The following is a 24,938-nucleotide window of genomic DNA, read 5'->3' on the forward strand; positions in this document are numbered from 1 at the left end:
CGCGGTGCGGAGGCGGCGGGGCCATCTCATGCTACGTGTTCCTTGTTGCCGGGGGTGGGGCGTTGGGAGGGGTCTTGGGGGGTGGCGGGGTACATGGCCTCGTTGTAGGCCTCTTCGTCTGCTTCCTGGTCGTAGACCTCGTCGGGGCCTATGGGGGATTCGTGGCGGAGGGAGTTGGAGGGGTCTTGGTCCTGGCCGTTGGGGATTGGGGGATGGCCGTTTTGCTGGGTGACGGGAGATTGGTACGCGTCGGCGTGGGGCGGGGGCGCGGGGGTGCTGGGCGTCAGGTTTTCGGGGGCGGAGGTCATCGTTCCGGGCGCGGGGGTTCCATGCACGAGGGATCCATGCGCAGGAGTTCCATGCGTGGGAGTTGCATGCGCGAGGGATCCGGACGCAGTGGTTCCATGCGCGGAGGTTCCGGGCGCAGAGATTCCGGGCGCAGAGATTCCGTGTGCAGTGGTTCCGTGTACGGAGGTTCCGGGTGACGGGGTTTCGTGCGTGGGGGGTTCCGGGGTGGGGCGTGGGGGTTCCGGTTGGGTGGGGCCGGGTTCGAGGGTGGAGTAGGTGGCGGGGGCGGCTGTTGCTGGGGCGTCGGTGGCGCTCTGATTTGCGTCAGTGGAGGGGTAGCCCGTGGACGGACCTGGTGGTGACGGGGGGTAGGTCGCGTTGGGGTGGGTCGCCGGTGACGTGCCGTTTGTGCTGGGGTCGGTGCGGCGGCTGAAGTGCTGGGCCTCCGCGCTGCCGGATTGGGGGCTGTACTCGGCAGCGTCAGCCGTTGCGCGGTCGGCCTGAGCGCTGTACTCGGCAGCGTCAGCCGTTGCGCGGGCGGCCTGAGCGCTGTATCCGGCAGCGTCAGGTGTCGTGCTGGCCGGCTGAGTACTGTGGGCCGGCTGAGTGCGGTAACCCGGTGCGTCGGACGTCGCGCTGCCTGACTGAGCGATGTAGCTCGGGTGCTCGGTTGGGGCGTTGGTGGCCCGGGGGTTGTAACCGAGGTGGTCGGGTGCGGCGGCGGCCGGCTGGGGGTTGCGGCTCGGGGGTTGGGCGGGGGTGGAGTGTGAGGTGTGGGTCGCGGCCGCGGGGGTCGGGTGTGAGGCGTGGGTCGCGGTGGCGGGTTCGGGGGTGGGGAGGTCTTCTTCGTCGTCGGCGAAGGGGTCTTCGGGGGGTAGGGGTGGGGTGGTGGGGGTGGTGTTGGTGGGGTGTTCGGATTCGGGGGTGGTGCGGAGGAGGGCGGCTACTCGTTGGCTGGGGATGTCGATTTGGACGGTGGCTACCTCGTCCCAGCGGTCTCGCATGATGCAGTGGCCGTGGCGGATGGATTTGCCGTTGGCGGCGGTGTTGATGCCGCGGACCAGGGTTTGGTACGGCGGGGTCTGCGGGCGGCCGAGTAGTTCGAGGAGGGAGTCGACCTGTTCGCGGGAGCGGAGGCTGAACGCGAACAGGGTGGTGATCTGTTCGACCAGGCCGGGGAGTTTCAGGATGGACGCCGGGTCCTGGGTGTCCAGGACGAGGGAGGCGCCGAGGGCGCGGCCGACGCGGGCGATGTAGTCGAGGAACGAGGCGCCGTCGGGGGTCTTGGTCAGCAGGTGGACCTCGGGGACGATGACGACCTTGGAGCGGCCGCGGAACTCGCGGCGGCCGGTGGTGCGGATCATCCAGGCGAGGCAGCCGCGGAGGCAGGCCATGCCGACGCGTTCGATCGGGGACCAGGATTCGGGTGCCGATTCGGGCGACGGGAGGGTGAGGCCGGGCATCTGGACGACCCAGAGGCCGGGGTTCGTGGTGAGGGAGGACAGGCCGGACGGCGGGCCGGCGACGACCGAGCCGAGGCCGGTCTCGACCAGGTCGCGGAGCGCGGAACCGACGGTCCGGACGGTTTCGGAGTCGGAGGCGCAGAGCCGCTGGATGACGCCCCAGGAGGACGGGTCCGGCGACTGGATCTCGGCGCGGGTCGCCGCGACGACCGGTGCTTCGGCCGCGCCGCGCAGATGCGGTGGCAGCAGGAGCATCAGCTGCGACGGAGCCTGCAGCAAGGCGTCGTCGACGGGCAGTACGCGCAGCAGGTCCGCCGCGCCGGAGAACTGTGCGGTGATCTCGATGACCGCAGTGGGTACGCCGTACTCCGCCGCGACCGCTGATACGCCGGCCGCGTCGCCCTTGAGGTCGAGCAGGGGCACCCAAGCGCCCGCGAAGGCGGAATCCAGGCCGCCCATCATCGCGGCGGTCGTCTTGCCACGACCGGAACGCCCGAGGAACAGCGTCGTCGTCGCGTCACCGAGCGCCGAGCCCGCGGCGGCATCGAAGCGTACGAGACCAGGGGTGGACCCGGTCAGATAGCCCATCGCCGGGCCGGTCGCGTCACCGATCGACGCGCCGCCCCAGAACCAGGAGCCGAAGAACGCGGTCGACTCGCGGACGTGACCGAGGTCCGGCACCCGGAGCTGGTCGCCCGGCAAGGACTCGAGCCACAGATCGCGCTGTTCGTCGGCGCCGGTGGCGACGGTGATGCCGCGGTCGGCGTAGTGCGCGATGACGGCGTCGACGTACGCCTCGAGGTCCTCGCGGGTGTCCGCGCTGACCAGCAGGCGCGGGTGGTCCTCGACCAGGGTCAGGCCGCTGCGGTTGATGTCGCGCTTGACCTCGCGCATCACCCGCTCGGTCTCGACGATCTCGTCGGCGGTCTCCTCGGCGGTACCCTTCGCGGCCGAGCGCCGCTGCTCCTTGGCGCTCTTCCGGGTCTCGTCGACCAGGTGCCGCGCGGTCTTCTTGGTCAGCACCCGGAAGCGTACGGACGCCTCGACGGTGACGTCGATCTCGTCGCCGTCGTCGTCGATCGCCTTGATCTCGGACAGCGTCCGCAGCCACTCCCCCGCGCCGGGTGTCTCCAGCTCCTCGGGGAAGTCGGTCATCGCCAGCACGGACGTGTACGCGGCGATCTGGCCGCGGGTGTCGTAGATCCGGAGGTGATCGGTGTACGGAACCACGCGCCCCGACGTGAGCCGGGCGAGTGAGGCACCGGTGATCAGGCCCCGGCGTGGTGCCGCGACCGCGCCGCGATGCATCTCGCGGCTGATCAGCCAGGAGATCACCTCGGCCGGGGCGGTGTGCGCGCGCCAGACGGTCGAGCCGAGCTGACGAGCGAGCTTGCGCACCCGCTCGTCGAGGTGTGCGAGCTCGCGCGCGCTCACCCGCCACGACGTCGTACCCAGTGCGTCGCTGATCGAGCCGCGGACCTGCGCGGTGGCCCGCGGGTCGCGGTCGGACAGGTGTACGCCGAGTGCGACGTATCGTTCCGGCATCCGCATCTCGTCGATCCGGTCGGCCCGGGTCTGCGCCCACGCCTCGTGGTCGCCGAGCCGGTAGTGACCGGCCACCGAGTCGATGTAGTCCTGACCGGTGGAACGGCCCCAGACCACCTTCAGGTGGCTGAGCCGGTCGCCGAGGATGGTCGCGGCGGCACTGACCGCGGCGTCCAGCGCGGCGTCCTGCTCGGCCTCGGTGGCCAGGTCGGTGTTCGCCACCGAGATCAGGAACCAGGCTTCGGCGCTCCGCTCGGTCACCAGCAGACCGTCGGCGATGGCCACCAGCCGAGGTGGTGGCAGGCCGCGCTCGCGACCGACCCCCACCAGGTTCAGGAGCTTGTCAGCGATTTTCATTCAGGCCTCTTCCCTGACGTTGTCCGGCGACTGACCCGTTGGACGTGATCCGTCCCCAGCAGCCGGGCCCGCTGGTTGACGGTGATGTCGGCGCCGGCCCGGACCCGCGGGTCGAGTTCGACCACTACCTCGCGGTCCCATTCCGGCGTGATCCTGGCCTTGGCCAGGTCCGCGACCTTGCGGGTCGAGACCCGCTCCCGCCACGGCAGGTACTCCGACTTGTCCGCGGCCCGGGCGCCGAGGCCGATGATCGGCCGGTGTGCACGCAAGGCATACCGGACGGCCAGCGCCCACTCGGTGACCCGGCGGCGGCGTTCGTGGAACTTGCCCGGCCGCCAGCCGAACGCGGTGATCACGAACGGCGGCACCACGTACAGACTGACCGTGGGTTTCTGCGGCAGCCCGATGAACGGGAACAGCAGTGCCACCCAGAGCACGATGACCACCGCTCCGAAGATGATCATCCGGCGCCGGGCGCCTTCGCCGAGGTCGATCCCGAGCAGGTCGTACTGCCGGGTCTCGATCTCGAAGTGATGGGTGAGGGTACGGCCGACGCGCATCAATTACCCCCGGAGAGCAATCCCCAGAAGCCCTTGAGCACGTTGATGGTCTGGTTGTTGGCGTAGATCAGCCCGCCGACCAGGACCCCGGCCGCGATGTGGCCGAACAGCTCGCCCCACTCGCGCTTGAAGTAGTGGCCGATGGCGCGCAGCACCAGGATCGCGATGAAGATGTTCCCCGCGATGACCAGGACCCAGTCCTTGAAGTCGGCGCCCGTCGGGACATTGGGGTCGGCCATCGGCACGGCAAGCTGAACCACGCTCGCAGCCAGTTCGTGCGTCATCATTGCGGTGTCTCCCTTGCATCGGTCATCCGATGGCCAGTAGCTGGATTCATCCGACGGCAGCCACTTGCCATCGCTGTGCTCCGTCCGTGGCGACAGTACGCCTCAGCGTGAGCGTGTAGGTCTGGTCCAGCGTGGTGTCACCCACGCCGTCCCAGGTGACGGCGGCGGTCGCCCGCCGTTCGTCGTCGTTGCCGGTGTAGACCTGCCAGTCCTTGAGCTGCCCGAACTTCACCGCACCGTTCAGGCTGCGGATGGTGGAGCCGGGCGCGGTCACCGCCGACACCTTGTTGTCGGACTCGGCGTACGCGCTGAAGAACGCCTCGGCGTCCTTCTGGGTGGCAGCGGTCAGATCGTCGTCCGGGGTGCCGTTGCCGGGCATGTTGCTCGGCAAGGCCGCCCGCACGTCCGGTACGAAGGTGGGCGGCGCGCTCGCGACGACGCGGGCCGACGTACGCACCACTGGTACGGACACGCGCTGCCACGAGACCGGGCCGGACGCCCAGCCGTTGTTGCCCTGCCGGGTGAACGAGTGCACGCGGACGCGGACGTCCACGCTGGCGGTGAGTCCGTTGGGATCGACGGTGATCTGCCCTGGGTACGCGACGTCGGCGGTCTGCTTGCCGCGGCCGTTCCATCCGGCGCGGGCGTCCAGGCCGGCGGCCAGGTCGAGACCGACCTGCACCGGGCGGGCGTCCGGGGTGTTCTCGTCCCAGGTCAGGTACGAAACCGCGTACCGGGTCGCGACTGCCCGTGCCTCGTCGGCCGGGAAGCTGCTCTGCCCGGAAACGATCGTCTCGGGTGTCTTGTTCGGGCTGATCCAGGAGCGGATGCCACTGATCGCGGCGAGCAGCAGGACGACGACCACCAGGCCGCGGAAGAACCGCCGGGCCCAGGTGGAGAACGACGACTCCGGCTCGGTCGACCACGGGGTCTGTCCCGGTCCCCCGACGTCACGGGCCGGACCGCCGGGTGCGGCATGCGCACCGTGCGGCGAGCGCTGTTTCAAACGCTCGGGTGGGCGGTGCCCAGGGTCCTGGTGCGGTGCGTCCGGGGTACGCGAGGCCGGTCGGCGGGGTGGCGCCATCACGCCACCGGGTGGCGGCGGAGCCTGGTTCTGCGGAGCGGAGTACTGCGCCGCTACCCCCTGCGCCTGGCGAGGCGTAGGTGACACCGGGCCACCGGGGTGGGACCACCACTCCGGCGCGGTGTTCTGCGGCCGTCCCTTGCCGGGTTTCTTGTCCCGGCGCTGGTCGGACCAGTGCTCACCTTTTGGCGGCAGATTCAGTACTGTTCGCCACCAACTCATCCCTACCCGCCCCTCAGACAGCAGTTACGCGGACAGTAGCCGGGAGAATACGGCAAGCTACCGACCTCCGGGAGACCCGAGACCAGGATCCGGATGGTCCATCGCTCCCCGCAGCCATACTGTTACCCCGCTCGCGGGCAGTGTCACCCTCAACGGCCAAGCGTGACACCTTCGGTACCGTCGTCATAGCTCCTCTCTCATGCCCACTCGGCTCGACCGGGCAGCGCACACCATGCCACACGCCACGGACAGGTTCGAAAATCCGTGCGAACAGCATGATAAAAGAACGCACCAACTGATCACGCAGTGTAACTGATCTCGCGGGTCCGCCAGCTGAAACTCTCCCGTGCCGACAGGGTCAAATTCCCTGTGGACAACCGCTTGCCACCGGAGCTTCCGGGCATAGGGTCGGAGCAATCCCTGCTACCCGTGGAGGACCAGGATGGAAACTCGCCGATTGGGACGGCTCGGCCACCAGAGTTCGGTGCTGATCTACGGCGCCGCGGCGCTCGGTGGTGTCGACCAGGACCAGGCCGATGCCTCGATCCAGGAAGCGCTCGACGCCGGCCTGAACCACTTCGACGTGGCCGCCGACTACGGCGACGCGGAGCTGCGGCTCGGCCCGCGGATGCCGGAGATCCGGGACCGGATCTTCCTCGCCACCAAGACCGGCCGCCGGACCGCCGAGGAGGCCTGGAGCGAGATCAACCGCTCGCTGGAGCGACTGCGGACCGATCATGTCGACCTGATCCAGATGCACGCGGTCTGCGACCTGGAGAACCTCGACCTGGTCACCGGCAAGGGCGGTTCGCTGGAGGCGGCGATCCGGGCCAAGGACGAAGGCATGGTCCGGGCGATCGGCATCACCGGTCACACCGCGCAGGCGCCGTCCGTACACACCGAGGGGCTGCGCCGGTTCGACTTCGACAGCGTGCTGACGCCGCTGAACTACAAACTGTCCACCGACCCGCGGTACGCGGCCGACTACGCGGCGCTGGTGGCGGCCGTGCAGGCGTCGGACGCGGCGCTGATGACGATCAAGATGATCGCCCGGCGGAACTGGCAGGACGGCGAGCAGAAGTCGTACGACACCTGGTACCGGCCGTTCGACGAGCAGCGGTACGTGACCGCCGCGACCGCCTGGTTGCTGAACGGGCACCCGGAGATCACCGGCCTGGCCACCGCGGGTGAGACCCGGCTGCTGCGGCAGATGGTGATCGCGGAGCGCGAGCGCGCCGAGCTGACCCCGGAGGCGGCCGCGTCGATCCTCGAGGAGGTCCAGGACTACGCGTCACCCTTCGTGGACATGCCGATCTGACAACGTGGCCCAGGTCACATTCGAGACTCCGCATTCCGGTCAGCTCGTACGGCGTACGGGAACCGCCGGCGCCGGTGAAACAGGTGCCGCCCGGGTCCCGGGAACAACTGGGGCACCGGGCGGTGTTGACTTGGGCGTACTCAACTACTTTCGGAGGTCGTAGTGGCAACGGTCGAGCTGACCCAGGACAACTTCAACGAGGTGGTCGGTGGCGACGGTCTCGTGCTGGTGGATTTCTGGGCCGAGTGGTGTGGCCCGTGCAAGATGTTCGGACCGGTGTTCGAGAAGTCGTCCGAGACGCACGCGGACATCACTTTCGGCAAGGTCGACACCGAGGCACAGGGCGAGCTCGCGCAGGCCTTCCAGATCTCGTCCATCCCGACCCTGATGGCGGTCCGGGACGGCGTCGTCCTGTACTCGCAGGCGGGCGCGCTGCCGGCCGCGAGCCTGGAGGACCTGATCGGCCAGCTGCGCGCGGTGGACATGGACGAGGTCAAGTCCCAGATCGCCGCCCACGAGGCAGAACACGGCACCGAGCCGCACACGCACTGACACCAGCCGCCTGACGCACCACCCACACGACATCCGGCCGCTCGACCACGAGCGCCCGGATGCCGTGCTGTATCGGGCTGCGCCGGGTCAGGAGTCTCGGGAGCTGAGGACGCAGAACTCGTTGCCCTCCGGGTCCGCGAGCACCGTCCAGCCCGGGCCCGCCGGCTGGCCGACGTCAACCCGCCGTGCGCCGAGCGTTTCCAGCCGGGCGATCTCGGCCTCGCGGTCCTGGCTCGTGTGCGGCGCCAGATCAAGGTGCAGCCGGTTCTTCACCGCCTTGCCCTCAGGTACCGGTACAAAGACCATCCCCGGCCCGATCCGCTCCCACGGCAGATCCTTCAGCGTGTCCTCATCCACCCAGCCAGGGATGTTCACGCATTCGTCGTCGGTCTCGTGGATGGTCCGCCAGCCAAGTGCCTCCGCCCACCAGGCGGCTTGCTTGCGTACGTCGTGACAGTCGACGACGAGCGTGTACCAGCGCAGCACCATGACCTGTCCTCCCAGGAGTCCGAAGCACTGATCCTGGCAGGTGCCGCCGACAGAAACGGGAGAGCGGGCCCTGAGCAGGGGAACTCGGCCAGGGCCCGCTCTCGACGCTGACCGGAGCTACGGCTCGGGTGGCCTGAGGAGGCGCGGGCAGGTGAGGTGCTGCCCGAGGTGGGTCACCGAAGGGGTGCTCGAGGTGACGGTCAGCGGGACGGAGGGACCACGTCGTTGGGGCCCCTCCGAGCGGTCGTCAGCGCAGCGGGTTGAAGGGCCGGAGCTCCTCCGGCGTACGGCCGGTGGTGATCGTCTCGGCCAGCAGCTGACCGGTGACCGGGCCGAGGGTGATCCCCCACATGCCGTGCCCGCCGGCCGCGAAGACCCGCGGTGACTTGGTCGCGCCGATCAACGGCAGACCGTCCGGCGTACACGGCCGTGGCCCGACCCATTCGAACGTACGGGCGTCCAGGTCGGCGTCCCGCAGCAGCGGCCGGGCGGCGTCGACGATCGCGTCGATCCGGCGCGGGTCGAGCTTCGCGTCGGGCTTGCGGAACTCCATCATCCCGGCGACCCGGAGCCGGTCACCCAGCGGCGTACAGGCGATCCGTTGCGCCGGGAAGTACACCGGGCCGGCCGGTACGTGGGCCATCGGCACGCTGAAGCTGTACCCGCGGCCGGCCTGCACCACGGTCCGTACGCCGAACTCCCGGGCCAGATCGCCGAGCCAGGCGCCGGTCGCCATCACGACCGCGTCGAACGGGTCGGTCTCGCCGTCGGCGGTGACCAGCCGGACGCCGCGGATCTCGTCGACAATGTCCTTCACCACGACGCCGCTGATGATCTGGCCGCCGCGGGCGATCACGGAGTCCGCGAGCTGGTTCACGTACTCGCCGGGGTTGATGAAGCGCTGACCGTGCAGCCGGATCGCGGCGCCGATCGCGTCCGACAGCGACGGCTCGATCTCGCGGGCGTCGTCACCGCTGATCGCCTCGAACTCGATGCCCTGACCGGCGGCGTGGATCTGCTCGATCTCCTCGAGCAGAACCTTGCGCTCCTCGACGGTGCGGTACGCGGCGAGGAACGACTTCGCCTCGTACGTCCGCGCCTGGACGCCGGCGTCCGCGAGGAAGTCGAACGCGCTCAGGGACTGGCGGTTGATCGGGACCAGCGACTCCATCGCGGTCTTCCAGCGTCCGGCGGTGCTGTTGCGAGCGAAGCGGGTGAGGAACTTGAGGAGCCGCGGGCTCGCGGTCGGTGGCACGTACACCGGTGAGGCAGGGCTCAGCACCGCACGGACGCCGTACTTGAGGACCGCTGGTTCCGGCAGCGGGGTGGCCAGGCCGGGGGTCAGCCAGCCGGCGTTGCCCCAGGACGCGCCCGCGGCGACACCCTCGCGGTCGAGCACTGTCACCTCGACACCGGCCTCCTGGAGGAACCAGGCGGTGGCCAGGCCGACCATGCCGGCGCCGACAACGGCGACCCGGTCGGGGACGATGTGGTTGCTACCAGCGGAACCAGTAGTGGTCATGTATCGATGGTGCGGCCGCGGCGTACGGCTGTCATGGTGCGATCACACCATTGACGGGACAAATGACTGTGCTCAGAGCACAATAACCTCGTGATCACCGCATCTGACCTGAGTGTCGCCGTCGGCCCCGCGCTGTTCGAGGTGGTGGTGCCGGGCAAAGGGGACAGTGAGGTACGGGACGTGTTCCTGGCCGACCCGCAGGAACCTGCTACCGGTCAGCCGGGCGACCTAGTCCTCGGACTGGGTCTCCGTGACGCAGAGGACGCGGTAGAGCTCGTAGAGCGCTGTGCGGCCGGCAGCGCGTCCGGAGTGGTCCTACGTACGGCACTGGCGCATGAGCCGTCTGTAGTGTCGTCCGCCGAGAGGTGGGCAGTCACCCTGGTCGCACTGCAGCCGAGCGTCACCTGGGCGCACGTGGTCTGGCTACTGCGCGGCGTACTCGACCGGGCCGCCGCACCGGACTCCCCCGCCGCCGGAGACGCCGGAGTACACCAGGAGCTGTTCGCACTGGCCGATGCGGCCGCTGCGATCGTGGATGCACCAGTGACCATCGAGGACAACCAGTCACGCGTACTGGCGTACTCCTCCGGGCAGGACTTCACTGACCCGACCCGGGTGTCCACCATCGTCGGACGGCGCGTACCTGCCGAGGTGATCGCGCATTTCCGGGCCCGTGGCATCTTCCGGCGACTAGCGCGATCCAGTGAGCCGTTTCTGGTACCTGATGGGCCCAATGGCATCCGCCCGCGTCTGGTCGTACCAGTGCGGGCTGGTGGTGAGTGGCTGGGTTCTATCTGGGCTGTAGTCGACGGTCCGGTCAGTGACTCGGTCACTGCGGAGCTCAGCAACGCCGCATCCGTGCTGGCGTTGCACCTGTTGCGGCTGCGAGCGCAGGCCGACGTAGCGCGCCGGAGTGCGATCGACAGGTTGCGGACCATCCTGCGGCAGTTCTCACCGGACAACCCGGTCGACGTACGGCTCCCACGGCAGCCGTGGCGGGTAGTGGCTCTCGGATCGCCGGACGGGTACGACGTACCGCAGCAGCTCGACCTGTGGGAGTCCACAGGGCGCCGGCACGGCTGGAGCGAGCCACAGCTGGCTGACCTCGACGGGACCGTGCTGGCTGTGGTCACGGACCTGGACGGACCAGGCTCGTGGAGCTGGTTGCAGAAGCTGGTCGAAGAGCAGTCACCAGGCACGTACGCCGCGGCGGGTGGTCCCGCTCGCGGACCTGCTGACTTGCCGAGCTCACGCGCCGAAGCGGTGGAACTGCTCGGCCTGGTACGCCGTGGACTCGCACCGGGACCTGCACTACGGGTGGAAGAGGCGTGGCATGTGTTGACGGTGCACCGGGCTGTTACATCGCTCGACACCACCAAGATGGACGGTCCGCTCGCGACACTGCTCCGGCACGACATCGAGCACGACACCGGGTACGTGGAAACGCTGCAGGCGTGGCTGAACTACCCGGGCCAGCCGCAGCGCGCGGCCCGGGAACTGCATTTGCACACGAACACCCTGCGGCACCGGATGAAGCGGATCGGGGAAATCGCGCACCTGGATCTGGGCGATCCGGGTGAAAGGCTGGCGCTGCAACTGCAAATCGCCGCGGTGCGGACCGAGCACTGAGATCTTCACCACACACCCACGTAACAAGGCTTCACATTCCCGCAACTGTTGAGCAACATCCGGCTGATTAAGTCTTCCTCAGCACCAACGCAATACCACAAGGACTGTTCCAGCTCTTCACCAGGGAGCTGGAGCACCGGTCCGAGCTCTTCACCAGGGAGCTCGGGCCATGCGCGGCCCGGCGACCACCTGAACGCTCGCCGGGCCGACCGCATTCTCCGAGCCGTTGCCGAGGACAAACAGTTCGGGACTGAGCGGTCCAAAGACAGGCGGTTCAGGCTGTTGCCTAGGACAAGCGGTTGACGATGGTGTGGTAGACGCCGGGGAGGCGGGCCGCGGCCGGGACGATCCGCGGCGCCAGGAACGGACGGTTGCGGGCCCAGAGCAACGATGCCGTCAGCAGCCGGCACTCCCGGGATACGCGGCGCCAGGCTGCCTCGTACGCGTCCGGCCGGTCCGCGCGGATGCAGTCGACCAGCTCGGCCGACGTACGAAGCGCGACCGCGATCCCTTCGCCGGTCAGCGCGTCGACGTACCCGGCGGCGTCGCCCACCAGCAGTACCCGGCCGGACGTACGCGCGCGGACCCGCTGCCGAAGCGGACCCGCACCGAGCACCGGACCGGCGGCCGGCGCTCCCTTCAACCGGCGTTTGAGCAGCGGAAACGCGTCGAGGTGCGAGTCGAAGGTGCCGCGCGCGGAGGTGAGGACCGCTACCCCGACGAGCTCGTCGGACACCGGAGTCACGTACGCCTCCCCCAACCGGGACCAGTACACCTCCACCAGATCAGTCCACGGAGAAACACAAAAGTGCTGCCGCAACCCGCGCCGTACCTCATTTGATGATTTGGCGGTGAGACCCAGTTGGCGGCGGATGGGTGAGTGGAGGCCGTCGGCGGCGGCCAGGTAGTGGGCGGTTTGGCCGGCGGCGGTGATCGAGGTGGGGGTTTGGGTGATGGGGCCGACGCGAGCCTGGATGACCGGGATGTCGAGTTCGGTCAGGCGGGATCTGAGCGCGGCGGTCAGCGTGGTGCGGCGTACGCCCAGCCCCGGCCCGGCGGTGAAGCGCGCGTCGACGGCGTGCTGCTCGTCCAGGTAGCGGATGCCATGGAACGGACGCCCGTCGAGTTGCACGCCCAACCGCCGGAGGTACGAGACAGCACTGTGCGCGATGCCCTCACCACACGCCTTGTCGATCGGCGCCGACCGCGGCTCGACGACAACTACCGACAACCCCGCCAGCGCGGCCCGGATCGCGGTCGCCGCACCCGCCGGGCCGGCCCCGGCAACCAGCAGATCAACCTCAGGCACCCGCCTCACGCCAAAGCAGTCTTCAACGCGGATTCCTCGGTACGGACGCGTACGGCCAGCAACGGAATGTTCAGCACCGTGAACACCAGCGCCGTCACCCACGCCGTATGCACCAGCGGCAGCGCGATCCCCTCCGCCACCACCGCCACGTAATTGGGATGCCGGAGCCACCGATACGGGCCGCGAGCAACCAACCGCAGCCCGGGCACCACGATCACCCGCGTGTTCCACTGATGGCCCAGCACGGTGATGCACCACCAGCGCAACCCCTGCGCGAGCAGCACCACCGCGAACATCGTCCACCCCAGCGCGGGTACGAACGGCCGCTGCGCCGCCTCGACCAAACATGCCGCCAGCAACAAAGTGTGCAGCGCGACCATGTACGGATAATGCCCGCGCCCCGACTCCACCCCACCTTGCGCGAAACTCCACCGCGCGTTGCGCAGCGAAACCACCAGCTCCGCGACGCGCTCCAGAGCAACCAGCAAGACCAGACCCAGATACCAGCCGTACATCACCACTCCATCAGTACGAGCTCGGAACAGAACCCAGGCCCCATCGCCAGCAGCACCCCAGGGCCTTGGGGAGACAGCTTGAGTGTGTCACCAAGCACATGCAGCACCGAGGACGACGACAGGTTCCCGACCGCCGCGAGCGACTTCCAGGTCAGATCGAGCGCTCCCGGCCGCAGTTCCAGGGTCTCTGCCACCGCTTCCAGCACCTTCGGCCCGCCCGGATGGCTCACCCAGGTACCGATCTCCGGCACGGTCAGCCCGAGGTCAGCGAGAAAGTCGCGGACATCCCCGCCCAGGTACGTACGCACCACGTCCGGCACGTCGGCGCCCAGCACGATCCGGAACCCACCGGACCCGACGTCCCAGCCCATCACCCGCTCCGAGTCCGGGTACAGCCGGCTCCGCGTCGCGACCACGGACGGCCCGGTCGCGGCCGGATGCTCCGACCCGACCAGCACCACCGCGGCGGCGCCGTCCCCGAACAACGCCCCGCCGACCAGGTTCGGCAGGGACGCGTCGTCGCGCTGCAGCGTCAGCGAGCACAACTCGACCGAGAGCAGGACGGCAACATGCGTCGGCCACGCCGTCAGGTAGTCGTGCAGCCGCGCGATCCCGGCCGCTCCGCCGACGCACCCGAGCCCGAACAGCGGCAGCCGCTTGACGTCCTCGCGCAACCCGAGCCGCATCGCGACCCGCGCGTCGATCGACGGCGCCGCGACCCCGGTCACCGTGGTGAACATCAGCACGTCGACCTCGTCCAGCGACAGCCCGGCGTCCTTCAACGCACCCGCGACCGCCTCGGCGCCGAGATCGACGGCCGCGTTGATCCACGCGTCGTTCGCCGCGCCGAAGTCCTTCAGTACGGCGTACTGCTCCAGTGGCAGCGCCAGATGCCGGAAGGACACGCCCGCGTTCGCGTGCAACCGCCGGAGCAGCGCCGTGCCGCGGCCGTCCGGGAGGCAGATCGACGCGACCGCCTCGGTGAGCTCGGCCTGCGGGTAGCGGTACGGCGGCAGCGCGGGCCGGACCGCCGCGACCCGCGTCATCGTGGCATCGTTACGTCGGTGCGGATCCTGAGGACGCTTCGCGGTCTGGCGCTCGCCTGCCACCCGGGCCCGACCGTGGCCGTCACGGCCCTGGTCACTGCCGTCGCGTGGTCGGCCGGGCGAAGTCCGGCCGGGTGTCTCCTGGTCGCAGCAACGATCCTCACCGGCCACCTCTCGATCGGCTGGAGCAACGACGCGATTGATGCCGCTCGCGACACCATTGTGAACCGGCCGGACAAGCCGGTGGTGCGTGGACTGGTGAGTCGCCGCACGCTCGCGATCGGCGCGGGCGTGATGCTGGTGGTCACTGTCCCGGTCTCCTTGGCCAACGGATTCACGGCCGGATCGGTTCATCTCCTCTTCGTCGCCTGCGCCTGGGCGTACAACCTGGGCCTCAAGTCGACCGTGATCTCCTGGCTCCCGTACGCGGTCGCGTTCGGCGCGCTGCCCTCGTTCGTCACCCTCGGCACCGCGCGGGTCTGGGCGCCGTGGTGGGCGACCGCGGCCGGCGCCCTTCTCGGGATCGGTGCCCATCTCGCAAACGTCGTCCCCGACCTGGCCGACGACCTCGCCACCGGCGTACGCGGCTGGCCGCAACGCCTGGGCTCCTACGCCCGGCTGCTCGCCCCGCTCCCCTTGGCCGCGGCGACCGCCCTGCTGGTCGTCGCCCCGCCCGGCCCGATCGGCGTCATCGGCTGGATCGCTCTGCCCGCCGTAGCCGTCCTCCTCCTCACCATCCTGCTCTGGCGCAACGCCCCCTTCCTGATCACCATCGCCATCGCCGCCATCAGCATCATCTCCCTCATCCTCCGCGGCCACGCCCTCGTCTAACGGCAGCCGACACTGCGTACTACACCGCCGCAGGCAGCCGACTGAGCGCGCGGAGCGGGTGCGCGGAGCGGGTGCGCGGAGCGGGGCACGGCGGCGGCGCCTCCTGTCGGGCCGTGGTCTGGTAGCCGCCGCTCTCCTGCTGCTGCCGGCTCAACCCGCGTCCGGTTTGAGGGGGGCGTTGCTGCCGAGGATGGCGGCGGTGAGGGCTTCGGCGGGTTCTTTCGCGGCGCGGGGGTTGGTGATCAGGACCAGGTCGATCGGGGGGAGGTCGGGCAGGCCGGCGCTCGGTGGTGGTTCGACCAGGTCGGCCGGCATCAGCGAGCGGGCGAAGATCGCGATCCCGAGACCGGCGCGGACCGCGGCCAGCACACCGTTCACGCCGCGGACGATGCAGGTGATCCGGCACGTACGCCCGGCCTGTTCGAGGGATTGCACGCCGAGCGAGCGGCTCAGCGACGGCGCCTGGTACGTGACCAGTGGAACCGGGCCGTCCGGGGCGATCCGGGTACCGGCGATGCCGGCCCAGACCAGCGAGTCGCGGCGGACCAGCCGGCCGTTCGGCTCGTACCCACCGCCGGCGCCGTGCTTCACGTACGCCAGGTCCAGGTGGCCGGACTCGACCCGGCGGAGCAGGTTCGGGCTTTGGGCGACGGTGAGCTCCAGGTCGATCCGCGGGTACAGCTGGCGGAAGTCGCGGAGGATCTTCGGCAGCGGCGTCAGCGCCAGGTCGTCGGTGACGCCGAACCGCAGCCGGCCGCGCAGCTCCGAGCCGGTGAAGTACCCGGCCGCTTCCTCGTGCGCGGCCAGGATGGTGCGGGCGAAACCCGCCATCGCCTCGCCGTCGGCGGTCAGCGTGACAGTGCGGGTGTCACGGACGAACAGCGGCCGCCCGACGGCCACCTCGAGTTTGCGTACGTGCTGACTGACCGTCGGTTGCCGGATGCCCAGGCGCTCGGCCGCCTGGGTGAAGCTCAGCGACTGCGCCACCGCGAGGAACGTGCGCAGCTGGTCCGGGTCGTACACCCAATCCACCTCCCATTACGTCACGCAATAAGACTAATAGGAGTAATTCGTTGGGGGAATCCAGCACCCAGCCCTGAGGATGGAGGGGTCCTCCCCTGACCAGTCCAATCGCGTAGGGATCGCTCTTGACCACCCGGGCCACCGGTACTGTCCCGTCCACCGACTTCCACCAACACCGAAGCACCGAGCCGACCAGCCTCCGGGAGCCGCGCCGCCCCGGATTCAAGGACACCTTCAGCGCGCTGCGAGTCCGCAACTTCCGCCTCCTGGTCAGCGGTCTGCTGGTCAGTTCGACCGGCGGCTGGATCCAGCGCATCGCCCAGGACTGGCTGGTGCTCACGCTCACCGGCAGCGCCACCGCGGTCGGCATCACCACCGCGCTGCAGTTCCTGCCCACCCTCGCCCTCGGCCTGTTCGGCGGCGTGATCGCGGACCGCTTCCCGAAACGGAAGATCCTGCTGGTCACCCAGATCACGATGGGTACCTGTGCCGGCATCCTGGCGCTGACCGCCTTCACCGGCAGCGTCCAGGTCTGGCACGTGTACACGATGGCGTTCGTCCTCGGCCTCGCCACCGCCGTCGACAACCCGACCCGCCAGTCGTTCGTGACCGAGCTCGTCCCCCGGGACACGGTCCGGAACGCGATCAGCATGATGTCGTCGACGTTCCAGCTCGGCTCCCTGATCGGCCCGGCGCTCGGCGGCGTACTTCTCGGTACGATCGGCGCCGGCTGGGCGTTCGCGCTGAACGGAATGACCTTCTTCGCCTCGATCAGTGCCCTGTTGCGGATGCGCGAGAGCGAGATGCCCGGGCTGCACGCGGCCCGCAAGGCGAGCGCCGGGCTGCGGATCCGCGACGGACTGCGCGACGGCGTCCAGTACGCGATGGCCGAGCCGGCCGTACGGTGGGCGATCGCGCTGGTCGGCATCTACGGCATGTTCTGCATCAGCCTGCCCGTGACGCTGACCGCGTTCGCGGACCGGGTCTTCCACACCGGCGCGTCCGGGTACGGCGTACTGAACTCGGTGGTCGCGTTCGGCGCCTTGGCCGGTGCACTGCTGTCCGCACGCCGCGTCCGGCCGACCCGCCTGCGGAATCTGATCGGCATCGCGTGCCTGCTCACGATCACCGAGGTGCTGGCGGCCGTGCAGCCGTCGCTGTGGACATTCATCCCGGTGCTGGCGTCGATGGGGATGGCGACGCTGATGTTCCTCACCGCGGCGCAGTCGATGGTGCAGCTGACCACGCCGGACGGTCTGCGCGGCCGGGTGTCCGGGATCTACAACCTGGTCTTCATCGGCGGCGGCGCGATCGGCGGACCACTCGTCGGGTACCTGGCGCAGAACTTCGGGGCCCGTTCGGCGCTGCTGATCGCCGGTCTGGTCCCGGCGATCGCCACGGTCGCGATCGGCCTGCGGCTGCGGCGCGACGGTCAGTTCCGGCTCGTACTGGTCCGGACCCGCTCGCCGTGGCATCAGGTCCCGCTCCGGCTGAACCTGGAGCAGGCCGAGATCCAGCTCGCCACCCCACGCAGCGCGCCCGTCCCGAGCCGTCCACGTCCCTTCATCCTCGGCCGCCGCGAGCACGCCCGCACCGACCCCCACCTCCGCCCGCTACGCCCACGCCGCCGCCCCCAGCACCACTGATCCGCCCGCTCAGCTGGCCCCCGCGCAAGGTCGGGGGTCAGCGCGGGACCAGCGAGATGATTCCTCGAAAGTAGCCAGCCGGAGCAGCACGGTCAGGGTCTGCGGTCGTGCTGAAAAGGTCAGCCGAGCGAGCCGCCGGAGCCGGTCGAGGTGGAGGCCGAGGCGCCGAGAGTGGCGAGGTCGCCGCGTGCGGGATGCGTACGCCCGAGCGGCCCGGCCGCCATCCCAGTGATCAGGTTCAGCGTCACCTTGCGCGCGAATGCCACTCCCCGCGCGTCCACAGAGGTTTTCGAGTTCGGGCCGCGCAGCGAAGGCACCCAGTTCATCGAGCCCGTGTCGAAGACACCAGCGCCCGAGGGCACGGTGTAATACGTCGCGTCCGAGAAGGTACGGATTGACGGCCCACAACTCACCGGCGAATGCGCGACCACCTGCAAATTGGCCGGCGTACCGGCGACCGGATAAGCGCGATCAACTTCCGTAGCGGTCAGCCCGGGGTATTTCGAGCCCTGCACCGCGCCTGTTCCCGCGTACAGGAAGAATGCCGGGTCGCGGACGGTGAACGATCCGACCGCGGGGAAGCACTCGTACAGCATTCCGGTCAGCGAATTCTCCGGGCGCGGATTCGGTTTGCTGCGCCATTTCGCGGTCGTCTCCGGCCGGTTCTTGACCGGATCGGCACTCGCATCCTTGTACCCGACCACGACCCGATCCGCGCCGAGCGCACTCGGCTCGTACCGGACCCGCCAGTACACCGCGTTCGCGCCGAGGAAGGCGAGGTTCGTGCCCGCGTCCCGCGCTTTGGTGACCGCGTCGCGCATCGGCACGGTCCAGTACTCGTCGTGCCCGAGCGACACCATGCCTCGCGCACCGGTCAGCGCCGTCGGGTCGGTCGCCACATCGACACTGGTCAGGTACGCGAGCCGAACGCCGCTCCGCTCGGCCAACTGGATCAACGGCAGCTCGGACTGCACCAGCGTCCGCGCGCCGTTGCCGTCGTACGGCCGGTCGAACGTGACCCGATGCGCGCGTGACCCGAACGAGTTGTCCGGCCCGCTGTACAGCGAGTAGCCGCCCCACTGGTTGTACGCCTGGTACGTGTTCACCGCGTCGACGATCGCTACCGCGCCCTGCGACGACTCCGAGCGGACGGTGATCGGTACGTACTTCTCCTTGCCGTTCGCTGCCTTCAACAGCAGCAGGTACGCCCCAGCCGGCCAGCCGGTGGTCTGTACGGTCAGCGACGGCTGCCACTTGGTGCTGACCAGATGGTCGGCGGGCCGTACGGTCGGTGCGGGTTGCGCCCGGCCCGGAATGGCCGACGACTTCCAGACCAGTCGCGCGCCGGTGCCGCCATACCAGCCGACCCGGAAGGACTGAACGGTGAACGCACCAGCGGTCGATGTCACGAACAGCCGGAACGGCTGCCCGCTCCGTACGCTGACGTGATCCGCGTACCCGGCCAGCTCCATCGGTCCGGCGATCCGGGTGGTGTCGATCTTCCACGCCGTCGTACCCGCCTTGGCGTTCTCGGCCACGGCAGACGCACTAGGGGTAGCTGCGGGGGTGGTGGCAGGCGCCGAGCTGGCCTGACTACTGGATGACGACGGCTGGGAGGAGGGAGCCGTCGAACGGCATCCCGCAGCTGCCAGTACTACTACCGCGCCAAGCGTCACCCATCGTCGCACTCGCTGCATGCTAGACCGGTAAGACTGGGAAAGCGCTGAGAGACTCGCGCCCCCGGCTGGATCGTCGGCCGGGGGCACGAGCTGCCGGTGCAGGGAACCGGCGTGGCGCATCAGCAGATCTCAGGGAGCACTGATGACGCCGACTGGTGGCACCTTGACGGTGCGGTGGTGCAGCGTGCCGCCAAGGACGACCTTGCGCAGCGCGACGTTGTTCTTCGTGTTCGACTCGTACAGGCGGTGCTCCGGGTTCGCGGTCACCTGCACGAAGTACGTACCGTTCGGCAGGTTGGTGATGTCGAACGACTGACCCGGCAGCGTCTGTTCGTACGTGTCGCCGCTGCCGACGTCCAGCACCTCACGCACCGACAGCGAACCGTGGTCCCCGCACGCGGTGTGCAGATCAGTGTTGTCCGGGTGCCAGTTCGCGTTCTTGACCGTGTAGTCGATCGAGTCGGTCGCGGCCAGGCAGAACGCCTCCTTCTGGCTACGGACCACCTCTGACTGCTTGGCGTTGAGCAGGCTGTACCGGGCGAAGTCGGTGAAGTGCCAGTGGTTGTGACCTGGCCGGCCGTCCCACTCCAGCGTCCCCGTGTTCTGGTAGCCGACCTGCTTGCCGTGGCCGTCGTAGAAGTACTGGTACGCGTCCATCAGGTCCTTGCCCTGCCGCCGGAACCCGTCCAGCACCAGCGGCGACGGACCGGCGTTCCAGACGGTCGCGGAGAACTGCAGGAAGTCCTTGTTCGCATCCGGCGTGTCCGCGTCACCCGGAACGGCCTCGATGCCCCACGCCGGCACCGGCCGCAGGTCCGGCTTCGGGCCCTTCGGCACGCTCGGCTTCCCGGTCGGCCGGGCCGCGTTCGGCTTCGGCGCGATCGACTTCTTCGCCGCCTTCTTCCCGCCGAAGCACCCGCGTACGCAGTCCTGCGACTTCTGCACGGTGACGTTCAGCGTGACCGCCGAGTCCTTCGCGGCGATCTTGAAGAAGTCCCGGTACGCCTTGCCGACCGTGACCACTGCCTTGTACTTACCAACCGGCAACTGCACCGGCGCGGCACCATCCTCGTACGTCCGCGACGACCAGCCGGTCTGCAGACCCCAGACCGCGCCCTGGGTGAACGGGTTCGCCGAGCAGCCGTCCGGGTACGGCGAGGTGGCCGGCGCGTCCGGCCGGGTCCGCGAACCGTCACCGTTCAGGCAGACCGACTGATCCTTGTCGAGCACCTTCTTGCCCGCCGAGTTGGTGATGGTGACGTGCAGGAACTTCCCCAGCCCGGAGAAGTCCGTGACCAGGCCCTTCGGCAACTGCCGGGTCGCCTTGCCGTTGACGAACTGCGTCGCGACCACCGGTGACGCGTACGACGCACGGGTGGCGCGTACTTCGATCGGCGCGTTGCCCGCGACCACATGCGTACCGAGGTCGAGGTCGACGCCGTAGTCCTGGACGTTGTCCAGCGTCACATTGATGCTCCCGGCAACCAATTTCAGCGCCGGTCGCGCCGTCGCGGACGCCTGACCGGACGCCGCGGACGCCTGACCAGGCGCACCGGGCGCCGCCGAGGCGCCCGCGGCCGCGAGTGCGACCAGACCTGCCGCTCCGGCCACGGCAACCGCCGATCGGCCGAGCTTTGCTGCCTTCACGATGATGGAACCCCCTCTTGCCCGCGGCCGGCATCCTCACGAGCCGGCCTGCTGCTGGTACGACGACCTGCGGGGGCGACGAAGTTGATCACGGTTCCGTGGCAGTCCTGTCACGGCAAGTCATGAGCTGGGGCGAGCGGCTCACCCCAGCCGTTCAGATGCCCGCGGTAGTGGCGCCGTCCATCGTGATGATCGACGCGGTCACGTAGCTCGCCATCGGCGATGCCAGGAAGACCGCGACGTTCGCGACCTCGTCCGGCTCGCCGACGCGGCCCATCGGGATCTCGCGGACCAGGTCCGCCAGCAGTTCCTCCTTCGGCCGGCCGGTCGCCTTCACCGCGGCTTCGAGACCTTCGTCGACCCGCGCCGTACGCGTCGTGCCGGGATTGATCACGTTCACCCGGACGCCCTGCCCGGCGTACGCCTTCGCGTACCCGGCCGATGCCAGCATCAGTGCCGCGTTGGCCGCGCCGCCTCCGATGTGCAAGGGGTTCGCCGCGCGACCACCCTGGCCGACGACGTTCACCACCGCGCCGCTGCCGCGCGCCGCCATCCCCCGGATCACCGCCTCGGTCGCGTGCATGTACGTGAAGTACTTCGCGTCCATCGCCGCATGCAGCGCCGCGCTGTCCAGATCGTCCACCGGCGTACGCCGGGCAGCGCCCGCGCAGTTGATCAGGATGTCCGGTACGCCGATCCGATCGAAGGCGGCCTTGGTCGCGTCGGCATCGGTCAGGTCGACCGCCTCGACCTCGAACGACAGGTCCTCTTGTGCTTTCGCCAGGTTCGCGGGATTGCGGGAGATGCCGGTCACCGTCGCGCCCTCCCGCACCAGCGCCCGTACGCAAGCCAGACCGATGCCCTTGCTCGCACCGGTGACCACCGCGGTCTTGCCCGAGAGTTGCAGGTCCACTCACTTCTCCTTGTGACATCGATGTACTCGGCAACGAATCGGATTTACCGCTGTTCCGAGCTTGAACGCATCCGTACGATGGGTGACCAGATCGACACTCTTAGTTTCGACGCCTGATGCCCGAGCAGTTGCCCTGAGCACCGACGCCGGAGGAATTCCCTCGTGCCGACCTCAACCACCTCACACTCGCCACCGGCTTCCGTCTGGAAGTCGATTCTCCATCACGACCTGCCGGCCTCGCTGGTGGTGTTTCTCATCGCGATACCGCTGTCGCTGGGAATCGCCGCCGCGTCCGGTGCCCCACTCATCGCCGGCCTGGTCGCCGCTGTCGTCGGCGGTGTCGTCGCCGGCGCGATCGGCGGCTCACCACTCCAGGTCAGCGGCCCCGCGGCCGGCCTGACCGTCGTCGTCGCAAGCCTGGTCACGCAGTTCGGCTGGGCCGCGACCGCCGCCATCACCTGCGCCGCCGGGCTGCTGCAGATCCTGCTCGGCGTCACCCGGATCGGGCGGCTGGCGCTGTCCCTGTCGCCCGCCGTCGTGCACGGCATGCTGGCCGGGATCGGCGTCACGATCGCCGTCCAGCAACTGCACGTGGTGCTCGGCGGCAAAGCCCAAAGTTCCTTGATCGCCAATGTGGCCGAGCTTCCCGCGCAACTCGTCACCCATCATGGCCACTCGGTGGTGGCCGGCGTACTGACGGTCGCGATCGTGCTCGCCTGGCCGCGGATACCGAAGGTCAACGTCGTCCCGGCGCCCCTTGTCGCCGTGGTCGCGGTGACCGCGCTGGCGGCGATCGCGATGCCGCACGTCACGCGCGTCGACCTGCCGGACAAACCGCTCGAAAGTCTGATCCTCCCGAAGCTGCCCGACGGTACGCCGGCCGAGCTGCTCACCGCGGTGCTCACCGTCGCGTTGGTCGCGAGTGTCGAGTCGTTGCTGTCGGCCGTTGCCGTCGACAAGCTGCACCGCGGCGCCCGCAGCAATCTCGACCGTGAGCTGATCGGCCAGGGCGCCGCGAACACGGTGTCCGGCCTGCTCGGCGGGATGCCGGTCACCGGCGTCATCGTCCGCTCGTCCACCAACGTCGCGGCCGGCGCCCGGACCCGCGCCTCCTCGATCCTGCACGGCCTGTGGATCGCGGCCTTCGTGCTCGCGGCCGGGGCGATGCTCGAGCTGATCCCGATGGCCGCGCTGGCCGGTGTGCTACTGGTGACCGGCCTGCGGCTGGTGCAGCTCGCGCACATCCGTACGCTGCGCCGGCACGACGAACTACTCGTGTACGTGGTGACCGCGGTCGGCGTGGCCGTACTGGGCCTGGCCGAAGGGGTTTTGATCGGACTCGTGCTGGCCCTGATCCGGGTCTTGTACCGGCTAGCCCGCGCGACCGTGACCTCGACCGAATCCGGCGGTATGTGGACCGTTCGGATCAGCGGCGCACTGGTCTTCCTCGGCGTCGCCTCACTGGTACGAAAGCTGCGGTCGATTCCGCCCGGCGCGCACGTCCGCGTCGAGCTGACCGTGGAACATCTCGACCACGCGGCGTACGAAGCCATCGAGGACTGGCGGCGCGGTCATATCGCCCGCGGCGGTTCGGTCGAGGTACTGCGATCGACGGCGAAGATGCTCGACGGCGTCCGCGAGTTCGAGGCGTCGGCGGAGTCGATCCGGCCGATGCTGGCGAAACTCGCGGCCGAAGGACAACGGCCGGAGCACCTGTTCATCACCTGCGCCGACTCGCGGATCGTACCGACGATGATCACCACCAGCGGCCCGGGCGACCAGTTCTGCGTCCGGAACATCGGCAATCTGGTACCGCCGAAAGGGTCCAACAGCAGCTCGGTCGACGCCGCGATCGAGTACGCGGTCGACGTGCTCGGCGTCCGCTCGATCGTGGTCTGCGGTCACTCGTCCTGCGGCGCCGCGGCGGCCACCCTTGCCGCCGACGCACCCACCGGCTCCGGGCTGCAGGCCTGGTTGCGGCACTTCGAACCCTCGGTCAGGCATGCGGTCGGGCTGCCCGACATCATCGACCCGGCGACCGGCGTGAAGCTGATCGCCGCGGACAAACTCTCGGTCGCCAACGTCGCCGTCCAGCTGGAGAACCTGCGCAGCTTCCCGTCGGTCCGCCGGGCCGAGGACGAAGGCAGGCTCGAGCTGATCGGGCTCTGGTTCGACATCGGCGCGGCCGCGGCCAGGCTGGTACTGGACCGCGAACCCTTCCTGGCCCGCGCGGACGGCGAGCTGTCGAAGATCAGGAGCAACGGGACGGCGAGCGCGATCGCCACCAACCCGTCCAGCCAGTAGTGATTGGCGGTCACCACCACGACCGCGAAGGTGAGCACCGGGTGCGCGATCCACAGCCAGCGCAGGCGTGATCGCGTCACCCGGATCATCACCACCGCGATGATGAACGCCCAGCCGACATGCAGGCTGGGCATCGCGGCGAACTGGTTCGCGACACCGGAGTGCGCGCTCGGCCCGTACACGGACTGCCCGAGCAGCACACCGGTGTCCACCCAGCCGGACATCATCCGCGGCGGCGCGAGCGGGAATACCATGTGCCCGATCAGCGCCAGCCCGGTCAGCGACGCGAACGTCCAGCGCGCCCGTCCGTACGCGGCCGGGCGGCGAATCATCAGCCAGAGCAGCACCGCCGCGGTCAGGGGGAAGTGCACCGTGGCGTAGAACAGGTTCGCGGCGTGGGCGAGTCCGTCCACGTTCAGCGCCTGCCGCTGCACCGCCGCCTCGCTCGGTAACCCGAGCCAGGCCTCCCAGCGGATCAGCTTGTCCGCGTGCCGGAACGCCGATCCGGCGTGGTCGGCGGACAGGAAGCGGCCGAGGTTGTACACGCCGAAGAGCACGGCGAGCAGAGCCACCTCGCGGACGATCCGCCGGGCTCCCCCACGCGGCTTCGGCTCCAGGGGCTGCTCCACCCGTTCGATCGTCACCTGCGCCATGCCGACCCCCAGCTCAAACCGAACGCTCGTTCTCCTGAACACCTTGCGCCCGGGCT

At 69.3% G+C, this 24,938-nt stretch carries 19 protein-coding genes and 1 pseudogene; 6 read left to right on the plus strand and 14 right to left on the minus strand.

Annotated features, from left to right (window positions below; translation table 11 throughout):
* Window positions 1-26: 26 nt before the first annotated feature.
* The 4 genes from HDA44_RS13600 to HDA44_RS13615 are packed head-to-tail and all read right to left on the minus strand — an operon-like array spanning window position 27 to window position 5,806.
* A complete protein-coding gene (locus HDA44_RS13600; RefSeq protein WP_184834362.1) occupies window positions 27-3,653 on the minus strand; it encodes an ATP-binding protein in 3,627 nt (1,208 codons plus the stop codon).
* Complete coding sequence (locus tag HDA44_RS13605; protein ID WP_184834364.1) at window positions 3,650-4,213, minus strand: hypothetical protein; 564 nt, start codon at window positions 4,211-4,213, stop codon at window positions 3,650-3,652. Before HDA44_RS13605 ends, HDA44_RS13600 begins: the two co-directional genes overlap by 4 nt.
* The gene (locus tag HDA44_RS13610) at window positions 4,213-4,500 is read right to left on the minus strand and encodes a hypothetical protein (RefSeq protein WP_130446998.1); all 288 of its coding nucleotides are present in this window, start codon (window positions 4,498-4,500) and stop codon (window positions 4,213-4,215) included. The genes HDA44_RS13605 and HDA44_RS13610 overlap by 1 nt, the downstream gene beginning before the upstream one ends.
* A gap of 46 nt (window positions 4,501-4,546) precedes the next feature.
* Window positions 4,547-5,806: a conjugal transfer protein gene (locus HDA44_RS13615; RefSeq protein WP_184834366.1), complete on the minus strand. Its 1,260-nt coding sequence runs from the start codon at window positions 5,804-5,806 to the stop codon at window positions 4,547-4,549.
* Between the two features lie 442 nt (window positions 5,807-6,248).
* Between HDA44_RS13615 and HDA44_RS13620 the strand changes: the two genes are divergently transcribed.
* Both HDA44_RS13620 and trxA read left to right on the plus strand, forming a co-directional pair.
* On the plus strand, window positions 6,249-7,124 hold the full coding sequence (locus HDA44_RS13620; RefSeq protein ID WP_184834368.1) for an aldo/keto reductase: 876 nt from the start codon (window positions 6,249-6,251) through the stop codon (window positions 7,122-7,124).
* Between the two features lie 162 nt (window positions 7,125-7,286).
* The gene (trxA, locus tag HDA44_RS13625; RefSeq protein ID WP_184834370.1) at window positions 7,287-7,676 is read left to right on the plus strand and encodes a thioredoxin; all 390 of its coding nucleotides are present in this window, start codon (window positions 7,287-7,289) and stop codon (window positions 7,674-7,676) included.
* Between the two features lie 87 nt (window positions 7,677-7,763).
* On the opposite strand, the gene HDA44_RS13630 is transcribed toward trxA, so the two are convergent.
* Together HDA44_RS13630 and HDA44_RS13635 are read right to left on the minus strand one after the other, a co-directional pair.
* A complete protein-coding gene (locus tag HDA44_RS13630; protein ID WP_184834372.1) occupies window positions 7,764-8,165 on the minus strand; it encodes a VOC family protein in 402 nt (133 codons plus the stop codon).
* 247 nt (window positions 8,166-8,412) lie between these two features.
* The gene (locus tag HDA44_RS13635; protein WP_184834374.1) at window positions 8,413-9,687 is read right to left on the minus strand and encodes an NAD(P)/FAD-dependent oxidoreductase; all 1,275 of its coding nucleotides are present in this window, start codon (window positions 9,685-9,687) and stop codon (window positions 8,413-8,415) included.
* A gap of 90 nt (window positions 9,688-9,777) precedes the next feature.
* Between HDA44_RS13635 and HDA44_RS13640 the strand changes: the two genes are divergently transcribed.
* Window positions 9,778-11,316: a helix-turn-helix domain-containing protein gene (locus tag HDA44_RS13640; protein ID WP_184834376.1), complete on the plus strand. Its 1,539-nt coding sequence runs from the start codon at window positions 9,778-9,780 to the stop codon at window positions 11,314-11,316.
* Window positions 11,317-11,602: 286 nt separating this feature from the next.
* Here the strand turns inward: HDA44_RS13640 and HDA44_RS13645 are convergent, their stop codons facing one another.
* From HDA44_RS13645 to HDA44_RS13655, 3 genes are read right to left on the minus strand one after another with little or no spacing between them, the layout of a single operon-like run.
* On the minus strand, window positions 11,603-12,625 hold the full coding sequence (locus HDA44_RS13645) for an FAD-dependent monooxygenase (protein WP_184834378.1): 1,023 nt from the start codon (window positions 12,623-12,625) through the stop codon (window positions 11,603-11,605).
* Window positions 12,626-12,630: 5 nt separating this feature from the next.
* Complete coding sequence (locus HDA44_RS13650; RefSeq protein ID WP_184834380.1) at window positions 12,631-13,140, minus strand: isoprenylcysteine carboxyl methyltransferase family protein; 510 nt, start codon at window positions 13,138-13,140, stop codon at window positions 12,631-12,633.
* A complete protein-coding gene (locus tag HDA44_RS13655; protein WP_184834382.1) occupies window positions 13,140-14,186 on the minus strand; it encodes a type III polyketide synthase in 1,047 nt (348 codons plus the stop codon). The genes HDA44_RS13650 and HDA44_RS13655 overlap by 1 nt, the downstream gene beginning before the upstream one ends.
* Window positions 14,187-14,204: 18 nt before the next feature.
* Between HDA44_RS13655 and HDA44_RS13660 the strand changes: the two genes are divergently transcribed.
* Window positions 14,205-15,017 (plus strand): UbiA family prenyltransferase, encoded by an 813-nt coding sequence (locus HDA44_RS13660; RefSeq protein ID WP_337905948.1) that lies wholly within the window; start codon window positions 14,205-14,207, stop codon window positions 15,015-15,017.
* Window positions 15,018-15,167: 150 nt separating this feature from the next.
* Here HDA44_RS13660 and HDA44_RS13665 read toward each other — a convergent pair whose 3' ends face one another.
* On the minus strand, window positions 15,168-16,040 hold the full coding sequence (locus HDA44_RS13665; protein ID WP_184834383.1) for a LysR substrate-binding domain-containing protein: 873 nt from the start codon (window positions 16,038-16,040) through the stop codon (window positions 15,168-15,170).
* Window positions 16,041-16,165: 125 nt separating this feature from the next.
* On the opposite strand from HDA44_RS13665, the gene HDA44_RS13670 reads away from it, so the two are divergent.
* A complete protein-coding gene (locus tag HDA44_RS13670) occupies window positions 16,166-17,686 on the plus strand; it encodes an MFS transporter (RefSeq protein WP_184834385.1) in 1,521 nt (506 codons plus the stop codon).
* Window positions 17,687-17,805: 119 nt separating this feature from the next.
* Here the strand turns inward: HDA44_RS13670 and HDA44_RS13675 are convergent, their stop codons facing one another.
* The 3 genes from HDA44_RS13675 to HDA44_RS13685 form a co-directional block, all read right to left on the minus strand.
* Window positions 17,806-19,224, minus strand: a complete 1,419-nt coding sequence (locus tag HDA44_RS13675; RefSeq protein WP_184834387.1) for a N,N-dimethylformamidase beta subunit family domain-containing protein — start codon at window positions 19,222-19,224, stop codon at window positions 17,806-17,808.
* A 270-nt stretch (window positions 19,225-19,494) separates the two neighbouring features.
* The gene (locus HDA44_RS13680) at window positions 19,495-21,012 is read right to left on the minus strand and encodes a lysyl oxidase family protein (protein ID WP_337905949.1); all 1,518 of its coding nucleotides are present in this window, start codon (window positions 21,010-21,012) and stop codon (window positions 19,495-19,497) included.
* Between the two features lie 154 nt (window positions 21,013-21,166).
* Window positions 21,167-21,925 carry an SDR family oxidoreductase gene (locus HDA44_RS13685; RefSeq protein ID WP_184834389.1) on the minus strand — a complete coding sequence of 253 codons (759 nt, stop codon included), beginning with the start codon at window positions 21,923-21,925 and terminating at the stop codon, window positions 21,167-21,169.
* A gap of 162 nt (window positions 21,926-22,087) precedes the next feature.
* Between HDA44_RS13685 and HDA44_RS37190 the strand changes: the two genes are divergently transcribed.
* Window positions 22,088-24,229 (plus strand): bifunctional SulP family inorganic anion transporter/carbonic anhydrase, encoded by a 2,142-nt coding sequence (locus HDA44_RS37190; RefSeq protein WP_337905950.1) that lies wholly within the window; start codon window positions 22,088-22,090, stop codon window positions 24,227-24,229.
* Between the two features lie 20 nt (window positions 24,230-24,249).
* Here HDA44_RS37190 and HDA44_RS37195 read toward each other — a convergent pair.
* Window positions 24,250-24,882: pseudogene (locus HDA44_RS37195) on the minus strand (phosphatase PAP2 family protein); the annotation flags it as partial.
* Window positions 24,883-24,938 lie beyond the last annotated feature (56 nt).

The sequence above is a fragment of the Kribbella solani genome, assembly GCF_014205295.1.
GTDB lineage: Bacteria > Actinomycetota > Actinomycetes > Propionibacteriales > Kribbellaceae > Kribbella > Kribbella solani.

Excerpts from the sequence above, each read along its gene's own strand:
- HDA44_RS13605 (WP_184834364.1), bottom strand. The coding sequence starts at position 4,213 with ATGCGCGTCGGCCGTACCCTCACCCATCACTTCGAGATCGAGACCCGG.
- HDA44_RS13630 (WP_184834372.1), bottom strand. The coding sequence starts at position 8,165 with ATGGTGCTGCGCTGGTACACGCTCGTCGTCGACTGTCACGACGTACGC.
- HDA44_RS13635 (WP_184834374.1), bottom strand. The coding sequence starts at position 9,687 with ATGACCACTACTGGTTCCGCTGGTAGCAACCACATCGTCCCCGACCGG.
- HDA44_RS13600 (WP_184834362.1), bottom strand. The coding sequence starts at position 3,653 with ATGAAAATCGCTGACAAGCTCCTGAACCTGGTGGGGGTCGGTCGCGAG.
- HDA44_RS13655 (WP_184834382.1), bottom strand. The coding sequence starts at position 14,186 with ATGACGCGGGTCGCGGCGGTCCGGCCCGCGCTGCCGCCGTACCGCTAC.
- HDA44_RS13615 (WP_184834366.1), bottom strand. The coding sequence starts at position 5,806 with ATGAGTTGGTGGCGAACAGTACTGAATCTGCCGCCAAAAGGTGAGCAC.
- HDA44_RS13650 (WP_184834380.1), bottom strand. The coding sequence starts at position 13,140 with ATGTACGGCTGGTATCTGGGTCTGGTCTTGCTGGTTGCTCTGGAGCGC.
- HDA44_RS13610 (WP_130446998.1), bottom strand. The coding sequence starts at position 4,500 with ATGATGACGCACGAACTGGCTGCGAGCGTGGTTCAGCTTGCCGTGCCG.
- HDA44_RS13620 (WP_184834368.1), top strand. The coding sequence starts at position 6,249 with ATGGAAACTCGCCGATTGGGACGGCTCGGCCACCAGAGTTCGGTGCTG.